At 38.5% G+C, this 21,035-nt stretch carries 19 protein-coding genes and 1 rRNA gene; 5 read left to right on the top strand and 15 right to left on the bottom strand.

The features are described 5' to 3' along the window. Positions 1–48 precede the first annotated feature (48 nt). The 3 genes from H0185_RS13440 to H0185_RS13430 form a co-directional block, all read right to left on the bottom strand. Complete coding sequence (locus tag H0185_RS13440) at positions 49–717, bottom strand: P-II family nitrogen regulator (protein WP_221874022.1); 669 nt, start codon at positions 715–717, stop codon at positions 49–51. Next, positions 707–2,200 (bottom strand): DUF1538 domain-containing protein, encoded by a 1,494-nt coding sequence (locus tag H0185_RS13435; RefSeq protein WP_221874021.1) that lies wholly within the window; start codon positions 2,198–2,200, stop codon positions 707–709. Before H0185_RS13435 ends, H0185_RS13440 begins: the two co-directional genes overlap by 11 nt. A 366-nt stretch (positions 2,201–2,566) precedes the next feature. Continuing rightward, a complete protein-coding gene (locus tag H0185_RS13430) occupies positions 2,567–3,454 on the bottom strand; it encodes a mechanosensitive ion channel family protein (RefSeq protein ID WP_221874020.1) in 888 nt (295 codons plus the stop codon). A 199-nt stretch (positions 3,455–3,653) separates the two neighbouring features. On the opposite strand from H0185_RS13430, the gene H0185_RS13425 reads away from it, so the two are divergent. Continuing rightward, positions 3,654–4,085 (top strand): GNAT family N-acetyltransferase, encoded by a 432-nt coding sequence (locus tag H0185_RS13425; protein ID WP_221874019.1) that lies wholly within the window; start codon positions 3,654–3,656, stop codon positions 4,083–4,085. Positions 4,086–4,187: 102 nt separating this feature from the next. On the opposite strand, the gene H0185_RS13420 is transcribed toward H0185_RS13425, so the two are convergent. The 8 genes from H0185_RS13420 to H0185_RS13385 form a co-directional block, all read right to left on the bottom strand. Next, a complete protein-coding gene (locus H0185_RS13420) occupies positions 4,188–5,402 on the bottom strand; it encodes an SEC-C metal-binding domain-containing protein (RefSeq protein ID WP_221874018.1) in 1,215 nt (404 codons plus the stop codon). A 241-nt stretch (positions 5,403–5,643) separates the two neighbouring features. Next, positions 5,644–6,579, bottom strand: coding sequence for a heme o synthase (cyoE, locus tag H0185_RS13415; protein ID WP_221874017.1), 936 nt, complete (start codon positions 6,577–6,579; stop codon positions 5,644–5,646). Between the two features lie 110 nt (positions 6,580–6,689). Then, the gene (locus tag H0185_RS13410; protein WP_221874016.1) at positions 6,690–7,073 is read right to left on the bottom strand and encodes a DUF488 domain-containing protein; all 384 of its coding nucleotides are present in this window, start codon (positions 7,071–7,073) and stop codon (positions 6,690–6,692) included. A 16-nt stretch (positions 7,074–7,089) separates the two neighbouring features. Then, positions 7,090–7,647 (bottom strand): hypothetical protein, encoded by a 558-nt coding sequence (locus H0185_RS13405; RefSeq protein WP_221874015.1) that lies wholly within the window; start codon positions 7,645–7,647, stop codon positions 7,090–7,092. 3 nt (positions 7,648–7,650) lie between these two features. Beyond that, entirely contained in the window at positions 7,651–8,283 is a 633-nt protein-coding gene (locus H0185_RS13400) for an SCO family protein (protein WP_221874014.1), read from the bottom strand. A 248-nt stretch (positions 8,284–8,531) separates the two neighbouring features. Beyond that, entirely contained in the window at positions 8,532–10,217 is a 1,686-nt protein-coding gene (locus H0185_RS13395) for a cbb3-type cytochrome c oxidase subunit I (protein ID WP_221874013.1), read from the bottom strand. Positions 10,218–10,231: 14 nt separating this feature from the next. Then, positions 10,232–10,693, bottom strand: a complete 462-nt coding sequence (locus H0185_RS13390) for a cytochrome c oxidase subunit II (RefSeq protein ID WP_221874012.1) — start codon at positions 10,691–10,693, stop codon at positions 10,232–10,234. Positions 10,694–10,711: 18 nt separating this feature from the next. Further along, positions 10,712–10,873, bottom strand: coding sequence for a hypothetical protein (locus H0185_RS13385; protein ID WP_221874011.1), 162 nt, complete (start codon positions 10,871–10,873; stop codon positions 10,712–10,714). A gap of 314 nt (positions 10,874–11,187) precedes the next feature. On the opposite strand from H0185_RS13385, the gene H0185_RS13380 reads away from it, so the two are divergent. From H0185_RS13380 to H0185_RS13365, 4 genes are all read left to right on the top strand, one after another. Then, positions 11,188–11,742, top strand: a complete 555-nt coding sequence (locus H0185_RS13380; protein WP_221874010.1) for a cupredoxin domain-containing protein — start codon at positions 11,188–11,190, stop codon at positions 11,740–11,742. After that, a complete protein-coding gene (locus H0185_RS13375) occupies positions 11,732–13,183 on the top strand; it encodes a cbb3-type cytochrome c oxidase subunit I (protein WP_221874009.1) in 1,452 nt (483 codons plus the stop codon). The genes H0185_RS13380 and H0185_RS13375 overlap by 11 nt, the downstream gene beginning before the upstream one ends. 746 nt (positions 13,184–13,929) lie before the next feature. After that, positions 13,930–14,370, top strand: a complete 441-nt coding sequence (locus H0185_RS13370; protein ID WP_221874008.1) for a YrvL family regulatory protein — start codon at positions 13,930–13,932, stop codon at positions 14,368–14,370. Between the two features lie 388 nt (positions 14,371–14,758). After that, positions 14,759–15,274, top strand: coding sequence for a hypothetical protein (locus tag H0185_RS13365; RefSeq protein WP_221874007.1), 516 nt, complete (start codon positions 14,759–14,761; stop codon positions 15,272–15,274). A gap of 211 nt (positions 15,275–15,485) precedes the next feature. On the opposite strand, the gene H0185_RS13360 is transcribed toward H0185_RS13365, so the two are convergent. The 4 genes from H0185_RS13360 to rrf form a co-directional block, all read right to left on the bottom strand. Next, positions 15,486–16,553: a tellurite resistance/C4-dicarboxylate transporter family protein gene (locus H0185_RS13360; RefSeq protein WP_221874006.1), complete on the bottom strand. Its 1,068-nt coding sequence runs from the start codon at positions 16,551–16,553 to the stop codon at positions 15,486–15,488. Positions 16,554–16,778: 225 nt separating this feature from the next. Continuing rightward, on the bottom strand, positions 16,779–18,584 hold the full coding sequence (locus H0185_RS13355; protein WP_221874005.1) for an ABC transporter ATP-binding protein: 1,806 nt from the start codon (positions 18,582–18,584) through the stop codon (positions 16,779–16,781). Continuing rightward, entirely contained in the window at positions 18,581–20,320 is a 1,740-nt protein-coding gene (locus H0185_RS13350) for an ABC transporter ATP-binding protein (protein ID WP_221874004.1), read from the bottom strand. The genes H0185_RS13355 and H0185_RS13350 overlap by 4 nt, the downstream gene beginning before the upstream one ends. A gap of 488 nt (positions 20,321–20,808) precedes the next feature. Then, a 5S ribosomal RNA gene (gene rrf / locus H0185_RS13345) occupies positions 20,809–20,924 on the bottom strand. Positions 20,925–21,035: the final 111 nt, after the last annotated feature.

Below are 21,035 nucleotides of genomic sequence, written 5' to 3'. Positions count from 1 at the left end.
CAGGATGTCGCATGAAGTATTCAAATGTAAAGATTCCAAAGAAGGATATTACTCATATAAACCATACGTATTGTTAACATCTTGAATAAAGATGATTCCATTCCCTGGCTCATCTATTTTAAGTTTCTTCCTAATTGAAGCTACGATTGCATCGGTGCTATTCTTTTCGGACAAAATCATGACAATCTCTTTTTCCGGTTCAATATCCATTGAAAATACCTTGCTAGTCTCATGAATACCTGAACCTCTTGCATTAATAATTGTACCACCCTTTGAGCCTGCTTCGGTTGCTGCTTCAATAACATCCTCTGCATTGCCTTTTTCTACAATGATAGTAATCGCATGATACATGATCGTTTCTGCACCTCGTCCTTCCTTTATCTCATCACTTTGACAACTCCTGGCTCCTAATACTTGAGAAACCGGAATCGTAAAGGCGATGCCATGACTTGGTTTTGCAAATTTAAATTTCTTATTCAGCTCCTCAAGAGCTTTTGTGGCTGTATTTTTATTTGAAACCATTAAGACAATTTCTTTTTTCACATTGGTTAAAGCTAAAAATTCCAAGAGGCGGTTTTTTATTGTGCCTTTTCCTAATAACACAGTACCTCCTGAAATACCAAGTTTCTTAGCTGTTTGCATTACTTTACTTCCTAATCCAAAGTTGACAATAATACAAACTAGTTCGAAGTCGGCGATTTCAGAATTACTCGACATCCCGTTCAAATCCTCCTCTTTTCGATTTCAGTTTAAAGACTAAACCTAAAACCTGTAAAGCAATTAATGGTGTCAATGCTACCATTGCAATCATGCCAAAACCATCTATTAAAACATTTGCCCCTTCAATCCCTTCGGCTGCACCTTGAACAAATGCTAATATAAAAGTAGCGGTCATTGGTCCGGAAGCAACACCTCCGGAATCAAAAGCAATCCCAACAAATAACTTCGGAACGATAAAGGTCATTGCTAATGCAATCATATACCCTGGTAAAAGATAATGCCAAAGTTGAAGTTCAGGGATTAGAATTCGTAACATCGATAAAGCGACGGCAAGCCCCACTCCGATTGAAAGGGTCGTCATGACTACTTTCCTTTTTACATACCCGCTCGTCACATCTTCAATCTGGTTGGTTAAAACGTGAACGGCAGGCTCAGCCAATATGGTTACAAACCCTAACACGAAGGCCACAATAACAACATATGCCTTATTATCTAAAATGGCAATATTATGTCCAACAGTGGTCCCCACATCCATGAATCCAGCATTGACCCCCACTAAGAATAGAACAAGACCTATAAAGGTAAAGAGGATCCCCATTAAGATTTTTCGAACTGCCTTTTTAGACATTTTAATGGAAATTTTCTGAAATACAAAGAAAATGATGATGATAGGAAGAAGGGCCATGGCTACTTCTCCAGCAAGTATCGGAATTTTTTGTAAAAACGGACCAATAATGGATACGGAATCCACATCGTGATGTTCCAAACTTCCAGTTATTTTATCAGATTTCGAAATAATGTTCATAATCATAACGGAAATAATGGCACCCGTGGAAGCAATGGCTACCAGACCGAAACTATCTTTTTCAGAGGCTTTACTATCCTTTTTTAACAAGGATACCCCCAGCGCCAGGGCAAGAATAAATGGGACGGTTAGAGCACCCGTTGTTGCTCCAGAAGCGTCAAAGGAAATCGCTAAGAACTCCGGTGATGTAAAGATAGCAAGAACGAAGATGATTAGGTACAACACCAACAATATTTTATACAATGGAATATTGTAGACAATTCGAACAAGCCCAATGGAAACAAGCGCAGCAATACCAATTGAGACAATTGCTACAATACTTACCTTTGTTATATCTCCTGAAGTAACAGACTCAATCTGTCCTGCGAGGATATGCAGATCAGGCTCAGCAATGGAAATAAAAAAACCAAGGATCAAACCAGCTATTACCACAATCCAAATCTTATTGGACTTCGCAAGACTCTTCCCCATTGATTGGCCAATAGGAGTAATCCCAATATCAACCCCAAATAGAAAAATAGCCAATCCGATAATGATTAAGACAGCTCCAAGGATGAATCGAATCAATAAAGAGGAATCAAGAGGAGTTAACGTAAAATGCAATAACAAAACAATACCAGTAATTGGGAGTACTGCGGATAATACTTCTTTTAGTTTAGAAACTAATACACCCAAATAAACATCAGTCCCTTCTATCATAATGTTATTATGATTCATATACCTTTATGGATATTGAAATGTACATTAGTAATTTATAGTACAAACTGAACTACTATTCTGGGAACTTATTGAACTCTTATCTCCTATTAAATGAAATCGCTCTATTTCATTTTTAAAAAATAAGGAGTCTGTTTCAAAAGGACACAAATATCCCATTGCGACAGACTCCACCAAAGATCATTTAAGCTTATTTGTACATTTCAAAGATAATAATATCCACCTTAATTATCTCATAAAGATGAGTGGTTTAGAAGGATTTTATAGGCCTTTTTCTTAAAAATAAGGGAACACAGCCCAGAGGTTCGATCCTAGTGCTAAACCCTACTGCTCATACTCCCTCTCCGTTTGCTGCAACACCACTTGCTGTGTTGGCATCAAGATTTTTTCATCATAGATTTTCTGTGCCAATCGTTTTTTGGTTTGTTGTGCGGCCACTAAATAATAATCATCACTAACAGTTGCCTTAATGGAAAAACGGTAGCCTAATGGACTAACATCTAGCGAGGATAGCCCATGCACCTGATAAACTTCAACGTATTCCCCTGTGATTGGGTCTTTTTTTAGGTATTGTTTATGGTGTTCATTTAGGTCATTGCAAACCTCTTGCAGAAGGTTTTCAATTCTTGAGGGATTTTCTTTAAAACTAACAATCACACTTTCAAAGATTCTCCTTTTTTCAACGTTTCCATTTTCTACTTTGCGAATCTCCCCGTTTGGCACCGTCATGAGTTTTCCATTAAGCAAGCGCACTTTCACGACACGAAAACCCAGGTCCTCAATCGTGCCACCTTCTAGTTCCCCATTGATATGAACAAAGTCTCCTCTTTGAAATTGCTCTTCGAAAATCATGAAAAAACCAGCAAGGATATCGGTCATAATTTTTTGCGCACCTAGCCCAACAACAATCCCAATGACTCCGCCAGCAACCAAGATATCTTTGATATCGACAAATGGCCGTAGCGCCGCTAACACAATAATAAAAAACGCTAAATAATGGGAGGTATTTTTGACAACAGACTCAATCGTTTGTTCTTTTTTCTCACTTATAAAATTCGTTCTTCTAAAAAATTGGGCGATTAATAATCGAACCACGTATAAGATAAGGTAGGTAACCAGTATGGTAATAAGGAGCGAAATCCCATAGTCGATTACCTGTTCCCAATTGATATCGAGTAACCCTTCTATTCTATTTGTCGTCATTTCTATCATTACACCTAGCCCTCCATTAATAAATAAAAATATTATAACGGCTTTTTATAGAATGTTGGTAAAAAGTTTTTCAAATTCTTGTTTGCCTTTCAAACTTTACTATGAATTCCGTACTTAACAATCGTGTCAGTTTAGGAAAAAAAGGAGAAAAAGAAATAAGTACCGAAACAAAAAGAATAAAATTCAGGAGGATTTGAAAATGGAAATCAGAAAAGCGACAATGAATGATATTGAAAAAATAACTTCACTAATTGAACAACTTGGTTATCCTACTACACTTGATAGCTTGAAAACACGCTTTAGGAATATTGAATCAAGTCCTGATTATCACACCTTATTAGCTACTTATGATAATAAGGTAGTTGGGTTGATAGGGATGATAAAGGGATATTATTATGAGATGGATGGCTTCTACATTCGTATTGTATCCTTTGTTGTCGATTCCAATTATCGAAGTATGGGAATAGGGAAAAAACTTTTAGAGGATGCAGAAAGTTGGGCTAGAAGCATTGGAGCTACTGGAATTGGATTAAATAGTGGGAGTCGACCAGAAAGAGAGAGAGCACATAGATTTTATAAAAACATGGGTTATGTTGAGAAAAGTATTGGATTTGCAAAAAGCCTTGTCTAGATCACCTATAGGGTTGGTTCTACAAAACGAGACTGTGAAAACTTATATAAATAAAACAACCTGTCGGCAATGCCAACAGGTTGTACTTTATATACTAAAATTCTATTTCCCGCAACATTTCTTATACTTCTTGTTGCTCCCACATGGGCAAGGGTCATTTCTACCAATCTTTTGCTTTTTCTTTTCGTGAAAATCTACTATTTTCTTATCTTGACTCTGCAAGGACTGAATGCTCTTGTTATTTTCCGGTTGTAACTCTGAAGGAGTGTACCCTTTTAAGAACCAATCTCTCGTGTTGTTCATGAGGTCGATGATTCGGTCCATAATTCCCCGTAATGTTTCAATGTTTTCAATCTCGACTCTACTTTGGAGATATTGGAGAATATCCTTCGGTTGTTCGCCAATTCGTTTGGCGTAAACACATTCTTCCACAATCATGTCCGCTTCTACCTCCGTCATTTTAAAATGATCCAGTAGGAATTGAACAAATTTACGATAACTTGCGTTGCGGTCGACAAAGTCTGGTTCCCCTGCAGCCAATAATTGTGCTTTTGTAAAAGGATAATACCCTAACTCAATTCTCGTCTTGTGTTCACGAAGGACTCTTTCCGCGTCAAAGACTCTAGCATTGGAGAAAACACCTTTCTCTAATCGAATTTCTTTGTAATACGTAACAGCCTGCTCGATAACATCTAGGTATTCGGCAAGACGGATTTGGTCATTATAGTGCGTTTCTAATACATCACTTAATTGGGCTAGCCTTAATGAACCATAGTAGTATAGAGCCCCATTCGTGAGTTTAATCCACTCAGTATTTCTTTTAATAACCGATTGGATTTCACTTCCATCTAAAGCAAGCAGGGCCTCGACAATTTCTTGTGGCATTACCACTACTTTTTGATCTTTGAAAGTCCCAGTGAACAGAATTCCGTATGTCTCAAAATAGTTGAATTGCGCTGGTTCTAAGCTAGGAGCAGGAATAGACCCACCATTTTCAGCGACCTTTGTTAATAGATTATAGCGCTCTTTATCTAGATCTTTACAAATCCTCTCAAGATGTGCTGGAATATTCTCCTGAAGGACCTCAATCAAGTCTGCTTTTTTAAGCGTACTTGCATTTTTAATTTCCAACTTCTTTCGGATTGAATCAAGATCAGATTTAGGTAGGCGATTAAGACTTTCCTTAAGCGACATTGGAACATCAATTGCTTTCCATCTTTTTGCCGCTTCTCTTTCCGCTAGGTCGTTATTCATCTTGTGTAAGGCTTGAAGAGTTTTCGTAAGTGCTTTTTCTGTGTCTTTCGTACTTGTTGTCATTAAGATCATTCCTTTAAAGCTATTTATTTACCTGTACCATTTTCATAGAATCAATTGCAGAAGTCATACCTGTGATAGGTGAAAATTCCCCTAATAAATCTTTGCGCAACTACTTTGACCCTATGAAGTCCCTATATTATTATGCACATCATCATTTCTTCTGTAAACACCCCTGCTTCTTTTAGACTACATAAAAAAGCTAGGCAGTCTCTTTCTTACAGAGAGAGATTCGCCTAGCCTTCTATAACGGAAGTGTCACGATAACCATCAATAAAAACAATAGAGATATATAATTAACGGAGTATAGAAAATTCACATACGCCCATTTTTTATCGTCTTTTATAAAAAATCCGCTCATGCTAACCACTAGCCACCCAACATTAAGCAACGTGGCGATCACGATAAATGCTGTTCCAAGCGATGATAGGAAAAATGGAAATGGTAGTAAACAAGCAATATACAGAACCATTTGTACCTTTGTCACTTTAATCCCACGTACCACCGGGAGCATCGCTACGTTTGCAGCCTTATATTCATCGTACTTTCTGATTGCAATCGCAAAAGTGTGCGGCATTTGAAAAATGAAAAGAATTAAAAACAATACAATTGGTACTGTATGAGCAACAGGTTCAATCACGGCCCAGCCGATTAATGGCGTTACCGCACCTGAAACACTTCCTATGATGGTGTTGAAGGCATATCGACGTTTTGACCACATCGTATATAAAACCACATAAGTGAACCATCCCACAAACGCATAAATGGTAGCTTCTAACGTGGTAAACAGCAACAGGATAAATCCTAAAATCGAAAGAACAATCCCGAGCGTTAAAACAGTTTTAAGTGAAAAATTTCCTGTTACGGTTGGACGGTTTTTCGTACGATCCATGACCGTATCAATATCAACGTCGTACCAATTATTTATAACAAGTGCACCGCCCATGACCAGCGTACTCCCAATCATTGTGAGGAAAAACAGCCCCCAGTGGTCACTGAAAGAAGCACCTGTAAAATAGAGTGCTAACCAAAATGCTGTAAATACTGGCAATACATTTGCAACCAAAACTGGTCCTTTTAACAAGGATTTTATGTCCGTAAAGATACTAAGTGTTTTTTGTGTGTCTGATAATGTCGTTCCCCGAGCCTTCTGTAGAGAAGGTACTACATCTTGTCTCATATTAACCCTCCCCTTAGAAAAGTGGTTCAATTGTTATCTTACTGTAATATTGAAGAAATGTACAATAATTCTTTTTTCTAATTAAAGGAAGTATGGACAAGAGACATTTTCTACCATGGTGAACGTTTTTCAGCCACTCTCTCTAATTCTTCTTTTAGAACTTGAGCATGATTATAAACTAGATCCTTAGCTCCATATAGGAGTGTTAAGGTATCTTCCCTCGCCAACTGGTTCAATTCTACTAGATATGCATACTTTTCTTCATTTGTTCTTAGTTCTTCTAAATATCTTTCTTTAAACTCCTCGTATCGTTGTGGCTGATGTCCAAACCATTTCCGAAGCTCGGTACTTGGCGCTACTTCTTTCGCCCATACCCTAATTTTCGCTTTTTCTTTAGACATCCCTCTCGGCCAAAGTCGGTCCACTAGGACACGATATCCATCTGATGAAGAATCAACCTCATCATAAATCCTTTTCACCACAATCTTGCTCATGACACCACCTTGCTTCCTATTCATATTGCGATGGGTCAACAAGCAGGCTATAAGCTAAATAGATGACCAAACAAATTGCCATCGTAATGAATCCCCACCCTAGGATGATTTGATCAATAACAAGATAATTATTACATAATTGCGCGTTCGATTGAATATATAACCAGCCAAATCCAATAAACATAACCGCAAAAAGGGTAATAAGATTGTTTCTCCCAACTTTATTAAGCTTTTTCCAACTATCACGTAAAGGTACCCCAGCTAAAAATGGTAAGCTTATAAATTTAAAAGCCTCCACAGTTTGGACCGTTAAGGCTTCATCCATAGTACGTGGCAGCATCCAATAGACCATAATAATCGTAAATAAAAGGATTCCAGGAAGCCCATTTTGATTGTATTTTTTAAAGAACTGCGGGAAACGGTCTAGAAAGAATCGACCCATGAAAAACCCTGCAATGATGAGCATCGGCATTTGCATATGCATGTGAATAATCATGACTGATTCCATTAGTGTTGCAACAGGAGGAATCATCAACGCAAGCAACAACAAGAGACCCGCTATAAATTGACCCATGAATTACTCCCCCTTGTTTGCTTCAATTAGGTTAGTTACTTTACTCGCCGCTTCATTAATTTCACTAAAGTCCATCACATCCACCAAAGAGCCTTTTCCATCTACTAAGTAAAAGGCCGCATTATGCGCAAAATTCCCATCTCCATCTGGAATAACTATCACACCGAATTTTTCCAACAAGGAATCTAGTTCATTTTGATTCGGAATTCTTGCCATCCTCCACGTTTCCCCATCACTTTTAAACATATCTTTATATTTATCTAACATCTCAGGATCATCTCGCGTTGGATCAAAGCTTATACTTAAAAAGACAATTTCCTTTCCCCTATATTCGCTAGGTACTTTTTCGTAAACCTGTGCCATATTCTGTTCCAATTGAATACATACAGTCGTACATCCTGTGTAGATAAAAGTAATAAAAACATATTTATCTTCAAATTCTGATATCGAATACGTCCGCCCTTCACTATCCTCAAGAGTGACCTCGGGGAACATAGGCTTTTCTTCGATTAATTTCGTAACTCTTGCAGATTCTGCAGTATATGCAGTAAAGCCATCTGTTCCTACAAAGAACAAACTAAAACCAAAGACAAGAACAATCAGACAGGAATATAAGGTTTGCTTATTTTTGATCACAGTGATCACTTCCTTTTATTTGAAGGCTGTTTTCGTAAAAGATTTGGGCTAAAATCCTAAAACCAATTTTAGCGTTAAAACAGCTAGTTATTAGGTTTCTAATTCAGTCACGTGCTCTTTTTTCAACAGTGAATTTACCAGCTTATACTGAACAAAAAATATAGAGGTTTGATTTTTCAAAGGATTAAAGTTTGACTATTTGAAAGAGATAGCCCCAGTACGAGCTATCTCTTTTTTAATCGTATAAATTACCAAGTTTTAAATGGTGGTGATCCTGGAGGTGCATTGACAATCATATCAACAATCGGAATCACATAAGCCATGGAAATGACGAGTAACATTAAGACAACCCAAACGCCCCAACGCTCTGTCCAGTAAGGAGTTTTTGCTGCTCCTGGTTCTTCCTCTGCAATTGGAAATTCTGTTTCTCCTTTTGGAGCAAAGAACATCATATTAAATACAGCGTATACTTGCAAAATGACCGCAATTAGCAATAATGTTGCGCCAATTCCTACAGCTGCCATAAGTGGATTCCAGCCTAATTGTTCTGCGAAATCTCCGTAGGTGGTGAAAGATGTTCTACGAGGTGAACCGAATAGGCCGGCAATATGCATCGAAATCGCCATAATGACCATACCTACAGTCCAAATGATTGTTTGAACCACACCTACTTTGTTCATATTTGGTGTTAATACACGTTTTGATAGATATGGAATCAACCAGTAACTAATTCCGAAGAACGTCATAACAACTGACATCCCTAATGTTAAGTGGAAGTGTCCAACGATCCACATTGTATTATGAACGACTTGGTCTAATTGGTTTGTACTTTGAACAATTCCACCAGCTCCCGCAGGAATAAACGCAACCATTGCGATGAATGGAGATAAGAAGCGAACATCTCCCCAAGGCATTTTCTTAAACCAACCAATAAACCCTGTGCCACCTTTTTGTCTTGCTGTACGCTCAAATACTCTGAACAATGCGTAAGCGGTCATTAAAGATGGGAATCCAATTGCTAAACTCATAAATACGTGCATGTACTTGATTCCTTCTGAAATCGCAGGATCTACGATTTGGTGATGGAAACCACCAGTAATGTTCATGATGACTAATGGAATAACGACCATACGTGTTAATAGGTCACTCCAACGATGTCCCCCAATGATTTTAGGTATTACGACATACCATGCTGAAACAGCTGTTAAATACCAAATGTTAACCGCAGTATGTCCAAACGCCCAGAATAACGTACGGGAAAGCATGACGTTGATTCCATCCGTCCAGCCAAGTACCCAAGGAATAATTAAGAATAGAACTTCTACTGCTACGAATGCCGTTGCACCAACTAAAAGGATAAAAACACCTGTCGCAAAGAAAGCCATAATTGGAAGATGCTGTCCCTTGTGATTCTTTCTCCAATGGGCTACCTGCATAAATGCCCCGACTGATAGCGCCCAAACTCCCAATACAATCAATACTAACCCAAAATAGAACATTGGGTGTGCAGCCATTGGCGGATAGAACGTGTACATAACGGACGCTTCATTCATCAAAACTGGAATGACAACTAATACAAATCCGACAATTTTCGTCCAAAAGCCAACCCATGCAATTTTCCTTACTTTCGGAAGTAATCCTCCTAATGTATGTGAAAGCCCAGCATAGAAATATCCTATGGTAAAGAAAGCTGAGAACACGACGACTAATAATAAACCATGTGCGGTTAAAACTTGATAATAGTTCGCCCATGCAGGAAGTGTTAAAACACCTGCACGATTTAAACCTTGTACTAACCCAAGAAGACCACCTAATAAGACTGCGATAAAGGCAACAGCTAAATATGATTTCGAGATTCTAGCGTCTTCTAGGTTCACGCCTAAAGCTTGGTTTGTTTTTTGTTTTATGGATGTTGTTTTTAATGCAGTTTGCACTTTCTTTCCCCCCTTTATTTAACCGTGATTGTTGTACTCATTGCTTGGTGTCCAGCACCACAATATTCATTACATAACACTAAATACTTTCCTGGCTTATCGAATTTCTGCGAAATCTTTTGAATATGCCCTGGCATAACCATTGCATTTATGTTGGTATTCGCCACCTGGAAGCCATGGGTAACGTCTTTTGAAGTTAAGGTAAAATGAACCGTTGACCCAGCAGGAACTTCAATATCCATTGGAGTAAAGCTAAAGATTTGAAGGGTCATCACCACTTCATATTCATTTTCACCAATTTGTTTAATGCCTGGGTTATCAAAAGGTGCTGTCTGATCGACCTTTTGTGGATCAATGGTTTCCTTATGACTTGGTGGCCCCATCTCTAAAGCAACTGCTTGATACCCTGTAAAAATCATAAAAATCATAATCATACCGAAGCTTAAAAATAACCATATCTTTTCATCTAAATGCATCGTATTTCCCTCCTCCTTCTAGACCCTTGCCATGTATAATCCGTAAAGAATAAAATAGGTAGCTAAAATCACTAAGCCTACAATTCCAACTGAAATCCAAGTTCCTACCTTTGATGTTTCTTGAACATGAACAGTTTCATTTTGTGCTTCCTCTTGCGCCTTCACATTCGTAGCTTTCATTGAATTTCCCCCCCTTGATTTCTTACTTACATCATAATTGCGAATGAGAATCACTGGAGTGAGGTATATCACTATGGATAAATAATTTGACACAAAATTTTTCACATATACCCCCACCTCTATTTGACCAATGTAGGAGTATGGCATTAGTTCCTCTATAAGACTTATATAAACTGAATCTTTGAATTTATAGAAATTTCTAAATAGAGTATGTTTTATATCACTTAATATACTTTATTACTATATTAAAATTGGTATTGGGGTTTTGAGGGAAGACTGGGAGGTTTTTCAATTTTTATCACGGGGGTGTATGTATGTACCAAATGATTGCTTTGTATTTAACAGTATTTTTTGAGTTTCTTCTTGCGCTCGCCTTTGCCTTTGTTTACGGAGAATCGAAGCGCACATCTAAGTACGGACCTATCCAAGAAAAAGGCTATACCATTCGAAAATATTATTTTATTGCTCTAATAGCAGTAATGGGGATCGCTACCTATTTAACATTAGACGACTTGCCTTACCATAGTGCCCATGCAAAAGAAACAGCATCGGCTGAAACCCAGGTTGTTGAAGTCGTTGGTCTTCAGTATTACTGGGAGATGAGCGAGGAGAGCTTTACTGTAGGGGATCAAGTGGAATTTAAAGTAACTGCAAAAGATGTCACTCACGGATTTGGGCTCTATGATGAGAATCTAGAATTGGTTGCACAAACTCAAGCGATGCCGGAGTATGAGAATTCCGTTTATTATACGTTTGAAAGACCAGGGACGTATAAAATCCTCTGTTTAGAGTATTGCTCCGTTGGTCACCATGTCATGATAAAAGAAATCGTCGTTACACCTGAAGGAGGACAAGCAAATGGAATCTAGCATCCATCCTTTAGCTAAAAAAACGGTCATCTATTATTTAATGACGACGAGCATCATGTTAATCCTTATGATGATACTCGGGGTACTCATGCTGCTCAACCAAGGTGAGATGATTACGATCACACCGATTTGGTTTTACAAGATCATGACTGCCCACGGGATCGGAATGGTTGGAATTGCAGCTTTAGGTGGAACCGCCATCATGTGGTATTTCCTATCTAAATACATAAAACTAAATCCAACCATTTTTCTGTTGAATTTTACTCTCTCTTTAATCGGAGTTGTGTTAATATTCATCGCGATTTTCGGATTTGATTTTTCCGATGCTTGGACATTTTTATATCCATTGCCAGCTCAATCTGCACAAATTTATGGGATTGTCGGTCCGCTAATGTTTTTATTAGGAGTGTTGATATTAGGCATCGGGTATTTAATTATGTATATGTATTTGGCTAAACGTTTCATAAAAGAGTATGGGGGTCTGGGAAAAACCCTTGGCTGGGATTATATTTTTAGAGGAAAGAAAGGGTATGGACCACCGGCTGCGGTTGTGGCTTCAACCATGGTAATTATCACCAACTCAACGGCCATCCTAGCTGGAGCAATTGTCATCATTGGATCAATCATCAATATTATCTATCCTGCGATTAGGATGGATCCGATGCTTGCTAAGCATTTGACTTATGCATTTGGACATATCTTTTGCAATGCCACCATTTATATGGCCGTTATCGCTGTTTATGAAGTTCTAGCGAAATATACAAAGCGTCCATGGAAATCAAATAAAGCCTTCTTAATTGCTTGGAACGCTTCCACTTTATTTACATTAATGATCTATACACACCACTTATTAATGGATTTTGCGGTTCCAACATGGATGCTGATTATCGGCCAGGTCTTTTCTTACGCCAATGGACTTCCAGTCATGGTCGTAACAGCTTATGGGGCTCTAATGATTGTGTATCGGTCTGGCATCAAATGGGACTTTGCCTCAAGTCTCTTGTTCTTAGCCATGTTTGGCTGGGTCGCAGGAGCTATACCAGCGATTATTGATGCTACGATTGTGGTCAATCATGTGATGCATAATACGAAATGGGTGCCAGGTCACTTCCATACATATATGGGAATGGGAGTAATCGCAATGATTCTCGGCTTTATGTACTACTTTAATAAAACAGAAGGCTCTATCAAACATAATCGTTTTGATACCTTTAGTATCTCTTTATATTTTACCTTTTTCACAGGAATTGTTGGTTCCTTCCTTTACGCCGGGAGCATTAGCACACCTAGAAGATGGGCAGAGCATATGCCAGAATGGGTACTTTCCGATCAAGTTGGTGCTATCAGTGGGATCTTCGTTGTCCTTGCTACCACTTTAATCACAGTGAGGTTCTTTACCGGATTAAAGGGCGTTGTGAACCAACCTAATTCTATTAACTAGTAGTCTATAAAAAAAGTCATCCATCCTAGTGGTTCCCACAACAGTTGAAATCCCATTTTACTTTGATTGGGGGATGTGATTTATTTAGCTAGTCTTATTTGGATTTTGAGAATAATCGATAAAAACTACTAACCATCAAGACCTCCTTAGATCTAACTTAGGCAGTCCCTCATTGAGCAGTCGGTCTATTGTTATCGTTTGACAATGAAACCAGCTTCGCAATCGGCCAAGCTAGATTACAATCAAAGAAGAGTACTATTTTAGTTATGAAGTCGTCGAGTAAAGCTGAAGTGTAACAAATTTTGTAAGCTTGCCAAAAGGAATCCAGAACAATTTGATGTCTTTTTAACAACAAACTCCCTACCTCCGTATTCACCAAAGAGTAAATAGAAAAGATCTATGTGCTATTCGTAACAGTTTCGGATATTGGGAAAAGACAGAAAAAACCATCATAATTAGAGACACAATTCACTTTTGAATTTGTGTCTCTTTTTGGTAGTTATATATATTACAACTATTAATTTGCACATGACTTGCAACACTGCAGGAATTATTTGATTCCTTTTAAAATCGTTGCCAGATTTGTTGCACATTGTATGCTTTATATTGAATGTCTTTTTCTATTAAAAGGGAACCCGAGAATTTATGGTAAGATAAATTTATACTCTGTGAAATGATGTTCTTATACGAACGAAGCAGAAGAGTTTAATATTTGACGAGGATTTTTTTTAGAAAGGAGAAATGGAATGAGTAATGATAACAGTTCATTTCGAGATATGAACTTTAAGGATAAGGTTCTTGCGGTTACAACCATCCTGTTCCTTATTGTCTTTTCTATTTCCTTTGTTTTAGGAATTGCTTATTTTGGATTTGCAGGTATTTTCAGCTTACTAGGAGTAAACTATAATTCTTTTTATTCTCTATTAATATTTGTCGCTAGTTATTATCTTGTCGGTATTATCACTGATATATTTTCTAAGGCGATAGTTAGAGTATCTTCTCAGTTTATCTCGGGAAAATGGAACCTACTTTTTGCAAGAATGATGATTGATTGTACAGTTACTTGGTTGTTAATCTTTACAATTGATGAAATTATGCATAGTATTACGATTCCGTTTCCAATAGAAATTCTTCTTGCCGTATTATTATTTATCATTGGTGTAGCTTTAGAAGATAAAAAAGATTAGAGTAGTTAACTTCTTAAGCTCACAGGAAACGTTGAGCAGTAGAATTAGAGAGAAGAACATCAAGGGGGCAGTTATCATTCTAACAATTTTAAGTAACGTAGCGTTCGCAATCGTGACAGTATTTACACTCATCTATTTGAAAATTAAGCCAGTGTTTGGGGTTGTTCTTTTGATTAGTTTATGGGTGATATATGACTACATAAGAAACTTAGAAAAGAAAGCTAAAGTTGATAAAACAAAGAAAAAAATAGGCGTTATTTGTTATTTGGTGACCGGAATTATAGGGTTATTTTTATTCTTCTTCTAATAAGGGCGGTAATTCAATTAGGCTTGTAAATACTTCAAAGCAGCAGCGTGTAATTATTGTTTTTTAATGGAGGACAAAAGAATGATAACGAAAGCAGAGATTCTAACTCAACCATTTTCAGGAGAATACTATGAAAAGATTTATGATATTTCAAGTCCATGGAACTCTCAGGATTGGACTTGGATAAAATTCACTAATAAAGATTTAAGTGAATGGTGTGGTCATTTTCGAGGCTTTCCACGAGGAGTTGCAGTATCAAAAATGCATAACTGTGTGCTTGTCCTTACTTCGGATTATTTATTTAAACTGAATTCTCTCAGTGGAGAATTAGCTGAATATGAGTCCCAGCCTCAATATCAAAATTTAACAGTTAGCCCTTCGGGAGATTTCATACTAGCTGATTATTATACTATTGAAATTATAAAATCAACTTTATCCGAAAAGATATATGTGGATAGTCCAATACAAATGGATATGATTAAATTTCATAAGTGGTCTAACAATAAACTGTCCATTACCTGTGATGAGTTTTTAAGTTGGAACCATGTAGAGTTAGAGCTTGATGGTAATACATATGAATTAGGTGTTAAAGACTAACATATAAAGAACCTTAGCTTTGTTTGAAAAAAACGCTCTGAGTGATAGTCTCAAAGCGTTTTTCTATGCTATTTATGCTGTGTTTTACCTTGTTAAATTTCTTTTGGTAATACTAATGTTAATGTCCAAGCAAGAGACTTCCTAGATTAAGTAAACCAAACAAATAATAAAAATCCCCCTAATATTTTTTCCCTTTATACTGTGTTACGACTCAGAACCCTATTTCTTTTTTTCTGGGTGCTTGAAAATGATTCCTAGTTGTTATGTACAAGTGATGCATCAGTCCGGCAAACACGATGATCCAGGCCGCTATTGCGATATACACCATAAAGCTGGGAATAACGGTTAAGAATGGAACTTCTAACGCTTTTGATAATTGAAATGTACTAGTTGTATACATGGCAAGCGGGAACACCATCCCCCACAATTGTGGTTCATAGGATAACGGATAGCGATGATAAAGATGCCGCCAAATCATCAAAATGAACAATAAGGGAATCCACCATGTACCTGTTATCCAGAAAAAAAGAGTAAAACCTTTTAAAAAGGGAGTGATTTCCTTAAGAAGTGGCCAAGAATGCGCATGTAGAATGAGCGTAGATCCTGCGAGTGTTGTGATGGCAACAGCGCCCATATTGATCCAGTAAGGTGGAGTTAACGCAGCATGTTTTAATTCTACAAAGGTGAATCGATAGAATATAAGTGTCATGATGTTCAGATATAACATGCCACCGAGAAAGTACATGCACAAAGTAAAAAACAACACGATTTCCTGACCATTATGAATGAATGGCGACAACAAGGTGCCTAGAATCGAGATGGATTGTGTTGAGACCGCTGCGATTAACCAAGCTCCGTTGATCCCTTCTGCCATGGTCGGCTTTTCTTTTCGAACGGTGACAGCTGTGAAGAATGTATACATAATGACGGTCCATAAACAAATTGCCAGCGCCCATAAATAAGTAGCTATTGTAACCATGTCTGCTACTATGATTAATTGACTTCCGAATACACATGTACCTGCAACAAGAGTGAAAAAACCAGGACCTAGTGTATGGCTCGTTACATCCTCTACAACCCTCGGAAAATATCTGGTTAAACGAATTAGCGTAAGAAACCATAAGGTGAGGTACGCCACCACATTTACATACAATAAAAAAACGGAAATGAACTCCATCCCAATCAGATGTGTTCCGATGGATAAAGCCCCAGTCGCCATGACCAACGCAAAATATCCTGGAAAAAGTTTTTCTGCTTTTTGCATCATGAGTTCAATCATTCGTTATCCCCTCCTAACTTTATAAAGTTTGAATATTTCCAATAGTAAATCCACTCTACCATATTCACTGTATTAAAGGTGTGGACACCATCACACTGATTTTGAATTATAAGCCTTCTACATGGTATTTATTTTGAACAATTAAAATACCCAGTCCTAAGACTGGGCATATATTTTATCATGTAAATAGTCCAGGTGCTTTAATTTTACATACTGATTCTTTTTTTACAATATCGCCTGAGGCTCTGAATGGCGGATGGTTCTCTCTCCAATGCCCGCTTCTCTTCCGAAGAGTCTAGTGTAGACTCCAGTTTCGTTTTTTAGTAAATCTCCATGGCTACCAATCTCAACAATTTTTCCGTTTTCCAAAACGATAATGTTATCCGCCGATAAAACCGTGGAAAGGCGATGGGAAACAATGATAATCGTTTGCTTCTTGCCTGTTTTCAAAACAGCTTCATTGATTTTCGTTTCCGTAATCGGATCAAGTGCAGAACTAGCTTCATCTAACACTAAAATTGGTGCATCCTTGAGAATTGCCCTTGCTAAGGATAATCGCTGCTTTTGACCTCCAGAGAGAAGGCTGCCTCGTTCCCCAACTTTCGTATTCAATCCTTCAGGTAAGGTTGCGATTATATCATCCAGCCCGCTAGCATGCAGAGCGTTTAATAATTCTTCATCGGTTGCATCCTGCTTTCCAATGCGCAGGTTTTCGGCGAGTGAACCACTACGCAACTGGACATCTTGCGTGACGATCGCCATTTGTGAACGTAGCCATGCTGTATCCCATTCCGTGATCGCAATACCATCCACTTCGATTATGCCTTTTTTCGTATCATATAATCTGAACAACAAGTCGACAATGGTCGATTTTCCCGAGCCACTTGGTCCAACCAATGCCACCTTTTCACCAGAACGGATATCAAAAGAAACACCTGACAATACGGTTTCTTCCTTGCCTGGATAAGCAAATGTAACGTCTTTTAAAGAAATATGGCCAGCTGCCCGATCCCCAACCTTTCCTGCTGTTGTTTCCGCATCAGCAGTCGCGTGCGATAGCAGGATATCGGAACGATCAAGCGCCGGGCCTGTCCTTCTAACAGATAGCCAGTTGCGCAGCAATCTTTGCATTTCATTTGCTGCAATCGTCACTAACCCTCCTGCGGTCAGCATTTGTCCACTCGTCAAACCATCATTCCAAATTAATAATGTACTAATAAAATAAACCAGTCCTAGAGCAAAACCATTATAGCTCGCAATTACAACAACTGATTGCATTCTTGCTTTAAGTTCTTTTATTGAATGCTGGACAAAAGAATTCCTAATCCTGATTACGCTCTCTACCTCACTATCAGAAACCCCCATCACACGGGACAAATGAATTCCCGTAACCGATTCTCGTAGTCTCTCAAGATAGCGAGAAGCCTCGGCACGCGCATCTGCGGAAGCAGCACGTGTTCTAGCTCCAACATAATTAGATGCCCAGTAAAAGAGAACCCCTAACACAACACTAGTAATCATTAAATAAGGGTGAATCCACAGAAGCACTAAGCTGTATATCAAGACACCTTGAACGCTTGCCATGAAGGTTGACCCTTCCCAAGCAAGAAAATTGTGGAGCGTATCAGGGTCATCTGATACCCTAGCTAGCAGCTCCCCTGAAGAATTGTTATGATAAAAAGAAAACGGCAACACCTGTAAATGACTAAATAGGCGTAGCTTTTGCCAATTCGTTACCGTCTTTGCAGTTTGATGACAAAAATACTCATCGATGACCATCATCACTAAATCCAATACTCCTGAAAGAATCAATAGCCACATTAATCCCCAAAGCCATTGGTGATTATCACCAGGGATGATCGTGTCTATCAACCAACTCAAGGCGAGTGTGGGAATTAAGGCCGAAAAGACCTGACTAATAGCAATCACAATCGAATCTCCAATGACCCATTTTTTATACGGCTTAAGAAAGTTCAGGACTCTTCTTCCATCACGACTTTTTGGTTGCGAGGAGACCGTTTTTGTACTCATCCTATCATCTCCATTTCCAACTCGCTGTATTGTGCTGTATATAGCTGATAGTATTGTCCCCGTAGAGCAAGCAGTTCTTCATGCGTCCCTTGTTCTGCCACCATCCCCTGATCTAAGAGGATAATTTTATCCGCGTTTCGTACGGTCACCAGCCTGTGAGCAATCGTAATCGTCGTTCGTCCAGGAATCAATTGTTCAAGCGATTCCTGAACTTTTTCTTCCGTCTCTCCATCCAGAGAAGATGTCGCTTCATCAAAAATCAAAACAGGAGGCTGGCGAAGAATCGCTCTGGCAAGCGCAACCCTTTGTCTTTGTCCCCCAGATAGCTTTAAGCCTCGCTCCCCCACTATTGTTTCGTATTGATCTTCCAATGATTCAATTACCTCTTTTAACCCTGCCGCTTCCACAGCCCGATCCAACTCTTCTTGAGTTGCATTTGTTTTTCCATATAAAAGGTTATTCCGCAGAGTGCTATTTAATAGGAAGGTTTCCTGTGAAACCACCCCTACCTGTTGGCGGAAACTATTCCGGTTATAGTCAAAGAGGTTCTTTCCGTCAATGTGAACGGTCCCCTTATCCGGTTCATACAACCCTAGTAAAATTTGAATCAAAGTACTTTTTCCCCCGCCACTGGTACCAACAATTCCAATATGAGTCCCTTGCTCTAATGATAACGACACGCCTTTTAGTATTTTTTTCTCGCTAGAAGGGTAAGTAAACCAGATATTTTCTAAATCAATTTTCCCTTCTACCTCCCCAAACGACGGAAGATTTGCTATATGCTCTTCAGGCAAATCAAAATATTCATAGATTCGTTGTAAGGCGGGAATCGCCTGTTGAATCGTCAACGCATTTTCAGCTAAAGAACGAACCGGTAAAAACATGATTGGGATATAACTTAGGCAGGCAACTAAAGTACCGACTGAGATATTCCCGTCCCAAATTGCAAACCCTCCGAATAGCATCACAACACCAGGTGTCGCAATATTAAACAAGTTCCCGAGGCGCCAATTGACCTTCCCAATCAAAGCAGCCCGAATAGAATAAGTTTTCCAATCGGTGAGTTTTTTTCGTTGTGTTCCGACTTCCTGCTCTTGGGTTTGAAACGTTCGAACGAGCCGAACGCTCTCAATACTTTCTTGCAAATGATGATACATATCAGAGCTCATCTCTCTTTGAACGGCACTCATTTTTCTCATCGTCTTTCCAAGCTTAAATGAAGGCAAAATATAAATAGCAAAAACAACAAACATAATGATAGCGGCCGGCCAGTACAAAACAAAAACGGCAGAGAATGCCGCAACCGCACTGATGACCTGCTGTAAAATCCGTGGGACGACCGTGTTATTTAGATTTTGAATCGATTCCACATCATGCGTGAGACGATATAACATATCCCCTCTTGGTGTTGTACTAAAAAAAGACATCGGTGTCCGATGCAGTTTTTTAAAGGCCCTTATTTGCATGTCGGTAATCACATCCAAGCCAATTTTCACCTGGACAAACTCCTGCAGTGTCTCAAATAATGACTTCCCTAAGAAAGCAATTAAAACACCGCCAACAATCCAGAGTAATAAGGACATCTCCCCACCCTCAATTACTTCATCCACTAATTTCCCTGCCAATAATGGAGGCAAAATGGTAAAAGCCCCGCCCACTAATGAAAAAAACACCGCAAGCAGCAGCTTCCTCCAATATGGCTTAAAATGTTCCCATGTCGTATGTAATAAATTCATTCCCTTTCCTCCTCGCAAGATTTTATTGTATTACAAAAAGTATAAATATTCACTATAAATTTTCCAACAAGTGCCCGAGGACAGCCTGGCATTGAAAAGCGATTATCAACTCCTGTACCAGACGAACATGCCCCTTATATTCCCCCTAGGGGGAATATATCGACTTGGTTATTCGCTGTAGGGGGAATATATCATCATTAAGGGGGAATAAAAGCCGGTTTAGGGGGAATATAATCTGATTTTTTATGAATGCGTAACTAGATATTCCCTTTAGGGGGAATATAAACTGTGTTTATTCCCTCTAGGGGGAATAAATATAGTGTTATACATAGAATGAACACTCATTTTATTAACAAATTACTTTATTTGCCTCTAAAAGTCAGGTTTTCATGCTTTTAAAGTACTTGTGGATTCAGATATTGACCTTTTTCCAAAAAAATCTCTAAAAGACAGAAAAAAAAACAACCAAGAATGGTTGTTTTCATTTTGCCTGGCAACGTCCTACTCTCACAGGGGGAAACCCCCAACTACCATCGGCGCTGAGAAGCTTAACTTCCGTGTTCGGCATGGGAACGGGTGTGACCTTCTCGCTATCGCCACCAGACTATTTAATTGAAGGTGAAGTATTTTGCTTGCGCAAAAATCTTTGTTCCCTCAAAACTAGATAATGTTTGTAAGAAGAAAAAGTAAACTGAGTATCGTTGTCTAGCTACGG

The sequence above is a fragment of the Mesobacillus maritimus genome, assembly GCF_019749255.1.
GTDB lineage: Bacteria > Bacillota > Bacilli > Bacillales > Cytobacillaceae > Mesobacillus_B > Mesobacillus_B maritimus_A.
Note: the sequence above shows the minus strand (reverse complement) of the source record. Positions and strands in the feature narration are given on the sequence as shown.

Bases quoted from the DNA above. Each gene is read 5' to 3' on its own strand.
- H0185_RS13355 (WP_221874005.1), bottom strand. From the start codon at position 18,584: ATGAGTACAAAAACGGTCTCCTCGCAACCAAAAAGTCGTGATGGAAGA.
- H0185_RS13405 (WP_221874015.1), bottom strand. From the start codon at position 7,647: ATGGGTCAATTTATAGCGGGTCTCTTGTTGTTGCTTGCGTTGATGATT.
- H0185_RS13430 (WP_221874020.1), bottom strand. From the start codon at position 3,454: ATGATAGAAATGACGACAAATAGAATAGAAGGGTTACTCGATATCAAT.
- H0185_RS13425 (WP_221874019.1), top strand. From the start codon at position 3,654: ATGGAAATCAGAAAAGCGACAATGAATGATATTGAAAAAATAACTTCA.
- H0185_RS13370 (WP_221874008.1), top strand. From the start codon at position 13,930: ATGAGTAATGATAACAGTTCATTTCGAGATATGAACTTTAAGGATAAG.
- H0185_RS13410 (WP_221874016.1), bottom strand. From the start codon at position 7,073: ATGAGCAAGATTGTGGTGAAAAGGATTTATGATGAGGTTGATTCTTCA.
- H0185_RS13420 (WP_221874018.1), bottom strand. From the start codon at position 5,402: ATGACAACAAGTACGAAAGACACAGAAAAAGCACTTACGAAAACTCTT.
- H0185_RS13440 (WP_221874022.1), bottom strand. From the start codon at position 717: ATGTCGAGTAATTCTGAAATCGCCGACTTCGAACTAGTTTGTATTATT.
- cyoE (WP_221874017.1), bottom strand. From the start codon at position 6,579: ATGAGACAAGATGTAGTACCTTCTCTACAGAAGGCTCGGGGAACGACA.
- H0185_RS13360 (WP_221874006.1), bottom strand. From the start codon at position 16,553: ATGATTGAACTCATGATGCAAAAAGCAGAAAAACTTTTTCCAGGATAT.
- H0185_RS13380 (WP_221874010.1), top strand. From the start codon at position 11,188: ATGTACCAAATGATTGCTTTGTATTTAACAGTATTTTTTGAGTTTCTT.
- H0185_RS13365 (WP_221874007.1), top strand. From the start codon at position 14,759: ATGATAACGAAAGCAGAGATTCTAACTCAACCATTTTCAGGAGAATAC.
- H0185_RS13390 (WP_221874012.1), bottom strand. From the start codon at position 10,693: ATGCATTTAGATGAAAAGATATGGTTATTTTTAAGCTTCGGTATGATT.
- H0185_RS13350 (WP_221874004.1), bottom strand. From the start codon at position 20,320: ATGAATTTATTACATACGACATGGGAACATTTTAAGCCATATTGGAGG.
- H0185_RS13375 (WP_221874009.1), top strand. From the start codon at position 11,732: ATGGAATCTAGCATCCATCCTTTAGCTAAAAAAACGGTCATCTATTAT.
- H0185_RS13385 (WP_221874011.1), bottom strand. From the start codon at position 10,873: ATGAAAGCTACGAATGTGAAGGCGCAAGAGGAAGCACAAAATGAAACT.